Annotated in this window: 10 protein-coding genes, 2 tRNA genes and 1 rRNA gene (1 of these 13 only partly in view); 10 read left to right on the top strand and 3 right to left on the bottom strand. The window is 51.0% G+C overall.

All coding sequences use genetic code 11. The features are described 5' to 3' along the window. Positions 1 to 30: 30 nt before the first annotated feature. Positions 31 to 747: a hypothetical protein gene (locus EBB54_RS16370; RefSeq protein ID WP_125128228.1), complete on the bottom strand. Its 717-nt coding sequence runs from the start codon at positions 745 to 747 to the stop codon at positions 31 to 33. A gap of 271 nt (positions 748 to 1,018) precedes the next feature. On the opposite strand from EBB54_RS16370, the gene EBB54_RS16365 reads away from it, so the two are divergent. The 7 genes from EBB54_RS16365 to EBB54_RS16335 all read left to right on the top strand — a co-directional run bounded on the left by EBB54_RS16365 (position 1,019) and on the right by EBB54_RS16335 (position 8,387). Continuing rightward, positions 1,019 to 1,792 carry a tetratricopeptide repeat protein gene (locus tag EBB54_RS16365; RefSeq protein WP_125128227.1) on the top strand — a complete coding sequence of 258 codons (774 nt, stop codon included), beginning with the start codon at positions 1,019 to 1,021 and terminating at the stop codon, positions 1,790 to 1,792. A gap of 42 nt (positions 1,793 to 1,834) precedes the next feature. Then, positions 1,835 to 2,875: an alpha/beta hydrolase gene (locus EBB54_RS16360; RefSeq protein ID WP_125128226.1), complete on the top strand. Its 1,041-nt coding sequence runs from the start codon at positions 1,835 to 1,837 to the stop codon at positions 2,873 to 2,875. Beyond that, positions 2,805 to 4,622, top strand: a complete 1,818-nt coding sequence (locus EBB54_RS16355) for a DUF6320 domain-containing protein (protein WP_243127696.1) — start codon at positions 2,805 to 2,807, stop codon at positions 4,620 to 4,622. The genes EBB54_RS16360 and EBB54_RS16355 overlap by 71 nt, the downstream gene beginning before the upstream one ends. A gap of 31 nt (positions 4,623 to 4,653) precedes the next feature. After that, a complete protein-coding gene (gene pyrF, locus EBB54_RS16350; RefSeq protein WP_125128224.1) occupies positions 4,654 to 5,580 on the top strand; it encodes an orotidine-5'-phosphate decarboxylase in 927 nt (308 codons plus the stop codon). A 153-nt stretch (positions 5,581 to 5,733) separates the two neighbouring features. Then, the gene (locus tag EBB54_RS16345) at positions 5,734 to 6,516 is read left to right on the top strand and encodes a dihydroorotate dehydrogenase electron transfer subunit (protein WP_125128223.1); all 783 of its coding nucleotides are present in this window, start codon (positions 5,734 to 5,736) and stop codon (positions 6,514 to 6,516) included. Then, complete coding sequence (locus EBB54_RS16340) at positions 6,513 to 7,433, top strand: dihydroorotate dehydrogenase (protein ID WP_125128222.1); 921 nt, start codon at positions 6,513 to 6,515, stop codon at positions 7,431 to 7,433. The genes EBB54_RS16345 and EBB54_RS16340 overlap by 4 nt, the downstream gene beginning before the upstream one ends. 21 nt (positions 7,434 to 7,454) lie before the next feature. Beyond that, positions 7,455 to 8,387, top strand: a complete 933-nt coding sequence (locus tag EBB54_RS16335) for a calcium/sodium antiporter (protein ID WP_125128221.1) — start codon at positions 7,455 to 7,457, stop codon at positions 8,385 to 8,387. 91 nt (positions 8,388 to 8,478) lie between these two features. On the opposite strand, the gene EBB54_RS16330 is transcribed toward EBB54_RS16335, so the two are convergent. Continuing rightward, entirely contained in the window at positions 8,479 to 8,814 is a 336-nt protein-coding gene (locus tag EBB54_RS16330) for a PadR family transcriptional regulator (protein ID WP_125128220.1), read from the bottom strand. A 101-nt stretch (positions 8,815 to 8,915) separates the two neighbouring features. Further along, entirely contained in the window at positions 8,916 to 10,235 is a 1,320-nt protein-coding gene (locus EBB54_RS16325; RefSeq protein ID WP_125128219.1) for a DUF2812 domain-containing protein, read from the bottom strand. A 326-nt stretch (positions 10,236 to 10,561) separates the two neighbouring features. Between EBB54_RS16325 and EBB54_RS16320 the strand changes: the two genes are divergently transcribed. The 3 genes from EBB54_RS16320 to EBB54_RS16310 all read left to right on the top strand — a co-directional run. Next, a tRNA-Ser gene (locus EBB54_RS16320) sits at positions 10,562 to 10,647 on the top strand. A gap of 160 nt (positions 10,648 to 10,807) precedes the next feature. Then, positions 10,808 to 10,897 (top strand) — tRNA-Ser (locus EBB54_RS16315). Between the two features lie 442 nt (positions 10,898 to 11,339). Continuing rightward, positions 11,340 to 11,582 (top strand): 16S ribosomal RNA (locus EBB54_RS16310); it runs 1,290 nt beyond the window's last position.

The raw sequence follows: 11,582 nt of genomic DNA, 5'->3' as shown, positions 1-11,582 counted from the left end.
CTGAATAACAGCCCCCCCCTTGGTATACAATCAGGGAATTTCAATTAATATTTCACCATTGCTTTTCCATATTTCCAACTTTACAATTTCGGATAAGCCTGTCTCATCTTCTATACGGCTCTGTGCGTCATTCAATGAAACGCCATTTGCTGAAATGAGATTCGCAATAAATAATTTTTGGTTTAAATCTGTCAAATCCGTCTCAACCTGTATCAGTGTATTAGAATCCTTTTCCCAAAAATATTCTTGTTTTACGGTTGCTTTCAGATCCTCCTTCAAACGGAAATTTTTAGAAACATCTACCGTATATTCTGCGGTATACACTTCTATCTTACGATGATCCGAAACTTCTTCTCTGTCTAATACAAACTGCAGATTTTCGTCATAACCATAGGGATATTCCCTGTTCATTTTTGTTTCTTGCCACTCATTGTTTAAATTCATTTTTACATCAACGACTTTTCCGTTTCCGATGAGATACATTTCATCCCAAAGAGATTGTTCTGATGATTCTACAAGTTTTCTGTACTCTTTATAGGGAGACTGTATGATCTTTCCCTCTACAACTGTTGAAGAAAGCTCCGTATCTCTATGAAAATATACATCTGTTTGGCGGTACTCATAGTCTCCTTCAAAAAAGTCGGATACAGCCTTCTCGATGCCTCCCTTCTGAGATGCAGTGCGGCAGCCGGCACACATCAAGATTGCAGACAATATGATAATAAAATGCATTTTTTTTATCCCCACGTCCTCCTTTGTGCTGTTCGTTTACGATAACATAATAAACCTCTATATAGAGTATATCATATTTTTCCCTGCTTTTTTACAAATGTCTGCAATCCGGCGATTTTTATCCGCAATCGGTAAATCCGGTGACAGTTTTTTCAACTTGTGATAGGATTCTAATCCGACTTCTGTTATAATGGAGAAGGCAATTGCTGTTCACGCAGCGGAGCGGCGGCTCTTCACAGCAGAACAGCCAAGATGAAAAAGAAAAGGATATGAAGGGAGATATAACATGAATAAGCTCTGGAAAGATTTTCAACGTTTATCCGTAGACTGTTATACCCACATGATCAGCAATAACCCGGATCGGACCGTTTGGAACCAGGCATTCGATACTCTGGTGGGCGCCATCAAGGGGGAGCGGGATAAGAACCCTGATTTCGGAAAAGAATTTTACCAGGTAGACGAGACAACAGATTTTGAATACGGTGTGGAAGACTGGCTGCTGGATTATCTGGATGAACTCGGAGCCGGCGGTCTCCATGAAAAGCGCTGCCAGGTATGTGATACAATCATCGGGCTGTTTGCCTGGAAGGAGCAGTCTCCGGCGGATTTTATGTTTGAAAAATCATCCGCCCTGTCCGCCATGGGCAGATTGGACGAGGCTGTCGCGCTCTGCGAAAAATGGTATCAGGACGAACCGGAATCACAGCTTTCGGCCGCTGCCCTGATCTACGCCAGGATCAACGCGGAAGACTACGCGGGAGCAGAGCAGATCGTAGAAAAATACGTTTCCAAAGGGGACAAATGCACGGACGATACCGAACTTGTCTACAGGGCCGCGGTGCGCCTGTACGAGGCAAAGGGAGATGAAAAGACCGCGGAGCAGATGAAAAAAACACTGGAAAAGTACGATGATGAAATAGAGCGGGAATTGATGGAAGAATTTGAAGAACTGCCGTTTGGCGACGGGTTCGGCGATTTTTTTGACGAAGACTTTGACGATGAAGACTTTGAAGACGAAGATTCTGAAGACGAGGACTTTGACGTACTGCCGTTTCAGTAATTAAAAAATTTCCTGCGCACCGCCTTGATTTTCAGGCGGAGTATGCGTATAGTACAAACCGTATGGAGGGACTTATATAACGTGATCAATAACGCGGCAAAAAAAATATTAAAAGCGCTGTCCTTTGACGGGATCGAGGTGGAAGCCTCCCGCCATCTGGCAGATTTGAAAAAACTGGATCCTATGAAGATATTCTACCGGACCATTGACCAGAAGATCTACAACGGTTCCCACCAGGTTCCGGTGCGGATTTTCTTCCCCAACGAACGTGCATATGAGAAAAATCAGTCCGATCCTGAAAAGATCCTGCTTTTTCTGCACAGCGGCGGCTGGGTGACGGAGAGCATTGACAACTATGAGCGGATCTGCGCCCGTATGGCCAATGCCACCAATCACTTCGTAGTGTCGGTGGAATACCGTCTGGCGCCGGAGCACAAGTTCCCGGCCGGTCTGGAAGATTGCTACGCGGCTGCAAAAGCGATATTTTCCCGGCAGTTCCTCCTGAATGTGGAGCCGGAGGATATCACCCTGATCGGGGACAGCGCAGGCGGCAATCTGGCGGCGGCATTGTCGCTGATGGCAAGAGACCGGGGAGAATTTCTGCCCAGACGGCAGATTCTGGTCTATCCGGCCACCTACAACGATTATTCAGAGCACTCCCCCTTTCCATCGGTTCGGGAGAACGGAACAGATTATCTCTTGACCGCGGGGAAGATGCGGGATTATCTGGATCTCTATGCCGGAAGCGAGGAAGACAGGCAGAATCCCTACTTAGCGCCCTACCTGGCGGAGGATCTGCATGACCAGCCGGACACGCTGATTCTGACGGCGGAATATGACCCCCTTCGGGACGAAGGGGAAGCCTACGGAAAAAGGCTTTCAGAAGCGGGAAACCATGTGCAGGTGAAGCGGATCGAAGGCGCGCTGCATGGATTTTTCGCTCTGGGGATCAAGCACCTGCATGTGCGGGAGAGCTTCCGATATATAAACGAGTTTTTAGGAGGGAATGACCGTGAAGCAGAAGTGGGGACACTGGCGGCGTCTGGACAACGCGGCAAAGCTCTTTTCGGCGGCAAGCAATAAGCAGAATACCCGGGTATTCCGATTTTACTGTGAACTGAAGGAGGATGTGCGTCCCAGTCTGCTGGAAGCGGCGCTGGAACGTGCCCTGGACACCTATCCACTGTTTCGGTCGGTGCTCCGCAAGGGGCTGTTCTGGCATTACCTGGAAAAAAGCAACCTCCGCCCGGTCGTGAGAGAAGAATACAAAGAACCCTGCAGCCGGATCTATGTGCGGGACAAAAAGTCCCTGCTGTTCGAGGTGACTTATTATAAGAAGAGAATCAATTTTGAAGTGTTCCATGTCCTGACAGACGGCACAGGCGCAACCGAGTTTCTCAAAGAGCTGGTAAAGGATTACCTGTACCTGGCGCACAGGGACGAGGGTCTGGAGGACGTATCCCTGCACCCGGAGGATATGACCGTCCAGGATCAGGAGAATGACAGCTTTGTCAAATATTATTCCGAGGAGGCGCGCAGGCCGAAGAAGCGCAAAGGCCGTGCCTACCAGTTGAAAAAAACGCAGAAGGAAAACGGCCGGCTCCGGGTGCACGAGCGGGTTCTCTCTGTCAAGGAAGTGCTGGAGCATTCCCGCAGGCAGGGGGTGTCTATGACCGTATTTTTGACTGCGGCGCTGCTCTGCGCCATCCATGAAGAAATGACGCGGCAGCAGGAGAAGTGGCCGGTGGTGCTGATGGTCCCGGTGAACCTGCGGAAATTTTTCCCCTCCGATTCCATGCTCAACTTTTTCGGCTGGATCGAGCCGGGGTATGATTTCCGGAACTGGGACGGCTCCTTTGAAGCGGTGCTGGATCAGGTTCGGCAGCAGTTTCAGCAGGAGCTGACGAAGGAGAAGATGGAGACCCACATGAGCGAGCTGCTTGCCCTGGAGATGAACCCGATCCTGCGCCTGGCGCCTTTGGAGCTGAAGAATCTCTGCATCCAGGCCGGGGCAAAGATCGCGGAAAAAAATGTAACGGCTGTATTTTCCAATATGAGCGCCGTGTCCATGCCGGATGCCTATGCAGGCTACATCGACCGCTTCGGCATCTATACCAGCACCCCCAAGCTGGAGCTGTGCATCTGCTCCTTCGGGGACAAGCTGTCCCTGGGATTCACATCCAGGTTTGAAACGGAAAATATCCAGCGCAATTTTTACCGGATACTCCGGGAGCAGGGCATTCATTCCGAAATTGTAGAGCCGGATTTTCCCGAGCCGGATGTGCCGGGAGAGCTGGAGATGAAGGTCTATAAGGGATTTTGCCTGCTGTGTCTGGCGGCGGTTCTTTTGATGTTCTCCCTCCACTGGAACCACCGTCCGAAGGTGCCGTGGACATTGTTTACGGCAGGGGGGATCGCCAGCATGTGGATCGCGTCCACCATAGGATTTTTCAAACGGCACAACCTGCTCAAAAATACCATGTGGCAGCTTGTGCTGGTGACAGTGGGTTGCATCGTCTGGGATTTATTGACGGGATGGCACGGCTGGTCGGTGGATTTTGTGCTGCCCGGGCTCAGCATCGGAGTGCTGTGCTCCATGATGGTCATTTCCTATATACAGAAGTATCCTCTCCGGGAATGCATGATTTATCTTGTCATGGCAGCAGTGTACGGCTTTTTGCTCCCTTTGATCCTGGTTCTCACCGGCACGGTCACATGGAGGCTGCCCAGCCTCTTAGGGGCGGTTTCCTGTCTGCTGTTTGTCGCCGGGCTGGTGCTCTTTAAAGGGAGAGAATTTAAAGAAGAGATGGGAAAAAATTTGCACATTTAATATACATCAATGATTATGGAGGAAAAGAACAATGATCAACAAACTGGTAGAAAAGATCAGAAAAACAGGGGCGCCGATCGTAGTGGGGCTGGATCCCATGCTGGCATATGTGCCGGACCACGTGCAGCAGAAGGCATTTGCGGAATTTGGAGAGACGCTGGAGGGCGCGGCAGAGGCCATCTGGCAGTTCAATAAAGAGATCGTGGATCATGTATGCGACCTGGTTCCGGCGGTGAAGCCCCAGATTGCCATGTACGAGCAGTTCGGCGTGCCCGGCCTTGCTGCGTTCAAGAAAACCGTAGACTACTGCAAGTCAAAGGATCTGGTGGTCATCGGCGATATCAAGCGGGGGGACATCGGTTCCACCTCTGCGGCGTACGCCATCGGGCATCTGGGCAAAATCCGGGTGGGAAGCAAAGAATACGTCCCCTTTGACGAAGATTTTGCCACGGTCAATCCCTATCTGGGCTCCGACGGGGTCAATCCCTTCATCAAGGTCTGCCAGGAGGAAAAGAAGGGGATCTTTGTCCTTGTAAAGACCTCCAACCCGTCCAGTGGGGAATTTCAGGATCGGCTGATACTGGAGCGGCCGCTGTATGAGTATGTGGGAGAAAAGGTAGCCGAGTGGGGCGCGCAGTGCATGGGCGAGGACTACAGCTATGTGGGCGCGGTAGTGGGCGCGACCTATCCGGAGATCGGCAAGGTGATGCGCAAGGTGATGCCGAAGGCGTACATCCTGGTGCCGGGCTACGGAGCCCAGGGCGGCCAGGGCAAGGATCTGGCGCATTTCTTTAATGAGGACGGTCTGGGCGCCATCGTCAATTCATCCCGGGGGATCATTGCTGCATACAAGCAGGAGGCATACGCCCGGTTCGGCGCGGAACATTTCGGCGAGGCATCCCGCGCGGCGGTGGAGGCCATGCGGAATGACATCCGAAGCGCTCTGGATCAGAAGTAACAACGCGGAGGAACGAAAGAAACACCGGAAACGCCCGGGCGGCCAGTGACATGCTGTCCGGGAACGATACCCTTATGAAACGGCCGAATGGCCATGATGGGATGCCCTTGGGTATATATCCGGGATTTTCAGATCAGAAAAAGGAGAAAAACCATGTCTTGTAAGCGAAAGGAAAAGGCGGCGGTCGTATCTCAGGAGCAGATCGCGGAGAATATTTACAGCATGTGGATTCAGACGGAGGAGATCAGCGATTTTGCGGTGCCGGGGCAGTTTATCTCTATGTATACGGAGGATCAAAGCAAGCTTCTGCCCAGGCCCATCAGCCTGTGCGAGATCGACAGGGAGAAAAAAAGGCTTCGGGTGGTGTATCGAGTGACCGGAAAAGGGACGGGGACGGAGCAGTTTTCCCGTCTGCGGCCGGGGGAATCTATCCAGATCCTTGGACCTTTGGGAAATGGATTTCCGATGGAGCCCGGGACCGGCAAAAAGGTCTGCCTGATCGGCGGCGGAATCGGCGTGCCTCCCATGCTGGAACTGTCAAAGCAGCTGTATGCCGAGAAACAGCTTGTGATGGGTTACCGGGACGAGCTGTTTCTGACAGAAGAATTTGAAAAGAACGGGACACTGTATATTGCGACAGAGGACGGCAGCGCCGGTACTCCGGGAAATGTCATGGATGCCATTGCGCAGAAGGGTCTGTCACCGGAGGTGATTTACGCTTGCGGGCCGGCGCCCATGCTGCGTGCCGTGAAAAGCTATGCGGAAGAAAAACACATTCCATGCTATGTATCTATGGAGGAGCGGATGGCCTGCGGAGTCGGGGCATGCCTTGCCTGCGTCTGCCGGACGCCGGAGATTGACGCGCACAGCCAGGTACATAATAAACGGGTCTGCAAGGACGGGCCGGTATTCTTAAGCACGGAGGTGGAGATATGAAGAACAGCGCGGTATGCGATACAACCGTTGACCTGGCCGGAGTAAAACTGAAAAATCCGGTCATGACCGCTTCGGGCACCTTTGGCTCCGGGGAGGAATACAGTGAGTTTGTGGATTTGAACCGCCTGGGGGCCGTTGTCACAAAGGGCGTGGCAAACGTACCCTGGCCCGGCAATCCCGTCCCCCGCATTGCGGAGACTTACGGCGGGATGATGAACGCCATCGGTCTGCAGAATCCGGGGATTGATGTGTTTTGCAGGCGGGACATTCCTTTTTTGAAAAAATATGACACAAAGATCATTGTCAATGTCTGCGGAAAGACCACCGAGGATTATCTGGAGGTGGTGGAACGCCTGGCAGATGAGCCGGCGGACCTGCTGGAGATCAACATTTCCTGCCCAAATGTCAAAGAGGGCGGCATTGCCTTCGGCCAGGATCCAAGGTCTGCGGAGCATATTACGAGAGAAGTGAAGAAACATGCGAAACAGCCGGTCATCATGAAACTGAGCCCCAATGTGACAAGCATTGCGGAGATGGCAAAAGCCGTGGAAGCCGGAGGGGCAGATGTGATCTCTCTGATCAACACTCTGACCGGGATGAAGATCGACATTCACAGGCAGACATTTGCGGTGGCAAATAAGACCGGAGGCGTGTCAGGCCCTGCCATCCGTCCCATTGCGGTGCGCATGGTATATGAAGCGGCCAATGCCGTAAAAGTTCCCATCATCGGGATGGGCGGAATCACCTGCGCGGAGGACGCGCTGGAGTTTATCCTGGCGGGAGCATCGGCGGTGTCTGTCGGGACAGCCAGCTTTTACAATCCCATGGCAGCCGTTCAGGTGGCGGAGGGAATCGAAGCGTATATGAGGCAGCACCGGGCAGAGCATATCCGCGACCTGGTAGGAATCGTAAAATAAGCTGAGGCAGGGGGGAATGAGATGATTTCTACAGTAGTATTATTCGTGGCAGGTCTGGCTTTGATCTGCATTGCGGGTGACCGCCTGGTAGACGCAGCGGTGGCCATTGCGAGAAAGATGGCGATTCCTCAGATCGTGGTAGGGGCCACCATTGTAAGCCTGGGCACCACGCTGCCGGAGATCCTGGTGTCCACAACCGCGTCATTTGGCGGTTCCGCAGCCATTGCGGCGGGAAATGCATTCGGTTCCGTGATCTGCAATACCGCGCTGATCGCCGGACTGAGCCAGACCATCCGTCCTGCAGGGCAGGTGGGAGCGGACGCTCTTGCATGGAGAAGCCTCTTTTTCTTTCTCGTGATCGGTATAATGGAGATTTACGGCGGACAAAAAGGCGCTTACGGCCGTCCCTTCGGCATTCTGCTGCTGATCGGATTTGTCGTGTATGCCTGCCTGAGCGTCCGGCTTTCTTCCAGTGAAGAGCGCGGGGAGGAAGAAGGCGCAGAAGAGGTGTCCGTTCCAAAGCAGCTTCTGATCCTTGCCGTCTGCGCCGTGCTGCTCTACGCCGGGGCAAATCTGCTGGTAGATAACGGAATCCGCATCGCCCAGGCGCTGGGAGTGCCGGAGCGTGTCATTGCGGTTACATTTATTGCGCTGGGAACCTCCCTGCCGGAGCTGGTGACCTCCCTGGCATCGCTGATCAAGGGCTACGGCAATGTGGGCCTTGGAAATGTAATCGGCGCGAATATCCTGAATCTCCTGCTGGTGATCGGCATTCCGGCCGCAGTACAGGGAATCCCGCTGGAACGCAAGACGATTCTGGTGGACATGCCCCTTTCTACTGCCGTCATGGCTGTTCTGCTGGTGCCGATTCTGATCCGAAAAAAATCTTCGCGCGTACAGGGGATGATCCTGCTGGGTATATACGCGCTGTATTGTATCCGTTCCTTTTTATAAAACAATAAGATTCGGGCGCGAGACCTGCGGGGCTGCCGGGAAATTGCAAACCTTGTTTCCCGACGGCCCTATCCATTTTCCGACCCCGGGTTTATTCGGGTTCCTTCTCTTTGGAAGGTGCATTCATAAAAGGTTCGCCGTCCTCCACCATAGTTCGAAGTCGCGCATATTCCTTGGTCAGCATTTCAATGCCTGTATCAGTGATCACATAAGATTTGCGTCGTCCGTCCTCGGCGGTCAGGCGGATGAACTGATTTTTTTCAAACCGGGCCAGCATGGCATACAGGGTGCCCGGGCCGACCCGGATTCTGCCCCGGGACATTTTTTCTACTTTATTCATAATATCTACGCCGCAGCATTCCTCGGTCAATGCCAGAAGAATATAATACATAGGCTCTGTTAATGTCTGAAATGCTTCTCTTGCCATGATTTTTCCCCATTCTCTGAATATTGTCGTATGCAGAAAAGCTAAAAGGTTTCGTCTGCGTCCTGCAGCGTCATGTAAAAGACAGCAGGACAAAGTGAACGTCAGGTTTCATGCATCAGCTTTTCACGGATTATACGGATCTGGCGGTCGTTCAGCCTGCCCTCGGAATTGATCACAAACAGTCTGTCCGGATAGCGTACCATTTCTATGCAGACACCGTTTTCCAGTGTCCGGCTTACTGCGGATAGGGCGTCCCAGGCTTTGGAGCGGTCCTCGGGATGCCCCGCCGATTCCGGTATTTCCTCCTCCCACAGTTTATCCAGGATCCAGGGATGGGGGCTCTGATAGATTGTGTACCAGAGATTATCCGAACTGGATTCACCAGATGCGTGCGGCTCCCCGGATTCTTCTATACTATAGGTTACGAAAAAATGTCCGGCGCTTCCCAGTATGCTTTCCATATATTCTCCGAGTGTCCAGGTGATCTCTCCGTCCATCTGCCGGTAGTCTTCCTGGATCAGAGGAAAGTCCTCCGCATTTTTGAAACGGGCTTCGTCACGGGAATCGATTCCAATACTCAATACAATGACGATGGTACCGAAGCAGGCGAGGAAGGTAAAACCCAGTCCCGCCAGAATCTGAAAGGTCAGATTATCACTCCGGGAGGGCCTGCGGTATGCGATCCATAGGACAGTGAGCAAAACAAACACCGTTGCGGCTGCCGACGGCAGAACATAGGGCAGGAAGGAGCCGTCCCGGGAAAGTGCAAGAAATGCCGCCGAAACCAGGAATAATATAAACGGCAGGGCAGCAATAAAAGCCCGGTGTTTTCCGCCGCCGTATATCGGAACATAGCCGGCTCTGAGCATCCTTCCTCTGGTGACCGACCAGTACAGAAGGAAGATTCCGTCCAATAGATATTCTATAAAGAAGAGCATCATAAACAGAAGGATATGAAGCATCGCGTTACTGAAAATCAATTTGCCAAAGTTTCCGGTCAGCAGTTGTGCTCCGTATAGAAAGGTCAGTAGAAAGAAGGGAACTGCTCTGTTCAGCCAGAGAAGCCATTCTGCCTTCCGGATATTTGCAAACCGTTCTTTAGGCTCCACGATCGGAACCGCGTCCTCCTTTGTCCGGCGAAAGACACAGAACTTCCGGCGGCTGTCGATCAGTCTCCATCCGGCCGCTTCGCAGTATTCGGCATATTCTTCCGTACTTTTCTCCGGCCGGGTATCCATCTCGCTCCCCTTCGGAAATACCTCCACCGCATAATAGATATCGTCAGGCTCCCCGATCTCAAATACCAGCCCCAGCCTAAATTCCTTAAAATGCTGCCCGCGCAGCGACTGCTCATGCAGATACCGGGCGAATGCATCGCAGTTTCTGTAGTTAAAACCGATGCCGACTTTTCGTTTCTTCATATTATAATCCCTCCTTTATAACCAATTTGCGAAGCAAATTGCTTGCCTGCTTGTCCGCCATCTGCGAAGCAGATTTTAAATGCGGGCAATACCCGTATCATTTTTTTATATAATACTTTACACTACCCTGTACTTTACATTTCCACAGGATGCAATAAAGATGCTCCTGCTTGAATGTAATATCGAGTATCGATGTTTATAACTTCAGTATATTATCGATACTCGATATTGTCAAGATGAAAAAAAATGAAAATAATGGTTGACGGTAAAAGACTTCTGTGTTAGAATACATATTGCTCAACCGTGAGCGGGATATAACGACATATGGAGAGGTATCGAAGTGGTCATAACGAGGCGGTCTTGAAAACCGTTTGTCCGCAAGGGCGCGTGGGTTCGAATCCCACCCTCTCCGCTCAGACTGCTGTGTGTGTTCATGCGGCAGTTTCTATGTCCGTTTTCATTAAAAAGCCTGCATGTCAGATTTTGCAGCAGCAGGGTAAAAAAATGAAAAAAATTGAAAAAAGTACTGGACAAGCAGTCGGTAATCGTGTATATTAAATAGCGGACATTTTGGAGAAGTACCCAAGCTGGCCGAAGGGGCTCCCCTGGAAAGGGAGTAGGTCGTTGATAGCGGCGCGAGGGTTCAAATCCCTCCTTCTCCGTTCGCCTTACAAGTCAAAAGAAAGTGATTCTTGTGATAAATAAGGCGTAAGACATGCAAGACAAGAGAGTTTGAAAAAAATGTAAAAAAATGAAAAAACACTCTTGACAAGCAAAAAGGAATATGGTAATATATGTAAGCTGACTCGTGAGAGAAAGCAAACAAAAAAGAAGTTCAAAAAAACTTCGAAAAAAATGAAAAAAGTTCTTGACAAGCGGATAGCGAGTGTGATATAATAGCAAAGCTGCTGCTAAGCAGAGAACAAACAACGAACCTTGATAATTAAACAATAGACAACGATCCTTGAAAATTTCTTAAAGAGAGAAATTCAAAGAACGAGCATCAAGAGAGAAATCGAAGGATGCACCTCCGCTTCATGAGGAAGCGGGAGACAGTAAAAAAGGATGGATTAGCCAGAAAGGTTGATCCTGACGGAAAGAACTTATAACGAGAGTTTGATCCTGGCTCAGGATGAACGCTGGCGGCGTGCTTAACACATGCAAGTCGAGCGAAGCACTTTTTTAGAACTCTTCGGAGGGAAGAGAGGGTGACTTAGCGGCGGACGGGTGAGTAACGCGTGGGCAACCTGCCTTACACAGGGGGATAACAATTAGAAATGATTGCTAATACCGCATAAGACCCCAGTACCGCATGGTACAGAGGTAAAAACTGAGGTGGTGTAAGAT

It is taken from the genome of Schaedlerella arabinosiphila (genome assembly GCF_003885045.1).
GTDB classification, from domain to species: domain Bacteria; phylum Bacillota; class Clostridia; order Lachnospirales; family Lachnospiraceae; genus Schaedlerella; species Schaedlerella arabinosiphila.
The sequence above is the reverse complement of the archived record's forward strand: the minus strand, read 5'-3'. Positions and strand labels throughout refer to the sequence as shown.

What these genes read in the sequence shown, in the direction of transcription:
- EBB54_RS16335 (WP_125128221.1), top strand. Translation starts at nt 7,455, where the DNA reads ATGATTTCTACAGTAGTATTATTCGTGGCAGGTCTGGCTTTGATCTGC.
- EBB54_RS16340 (WP_125128222.1), top strand. Translation starts at nt 6,513, where the DNA reads ATGAAGAACAGCGCGGTATGCGATACAACCGTTGACCTGGCCGGAGTA.
- EBB54_RS16345 (WP_125128223.1), top strand. Translation starts at nt 5,734, where the DNA reads ATGTCTTGTAAGCGAAAGGAAAAGGCGGCGGTCGTATCTCAGGAGCAG.
- EBB54_RS16330 (WP_125128220.1), bottom strand. Translation starts at nt 8,814, where the DNA reads ATGGCAAGAGAAGCATTTCAGACATTAACAGAGCCTATGTATTATATT.
- EBB54_RS16325 (WP_125128219.1), bottom strand. Translation starts at nt 10,235, where the DNA reads ATGAAGAAACGAAAAGTCGGCATCGGTTTTAACTACAGAAACTGCGAT.
- pyrF (WP_125128224.1), top strand. Translation starts at nt 4,654, where the DNA reads ATGATCAACAAACTGGTAGAAAAGATCAGAAAAACAGGGGCGCCGATC.
- EBB54_RS16360 (WP_125128226.1), top strand. Translation starts at nt 1,835, where the DNA reads ATGCGTATAGTACAAACCGTATGGAGGGACTTATATAACGTGATCAAT.
- EBB54_RS16365 (WP_125128227.1), top strand. Translation starts at nt 1,019, where the DNA reads ATGAATAAGCTCTGGAAAGATTTTCAACGTTTATCCGTAGACTGTTAT.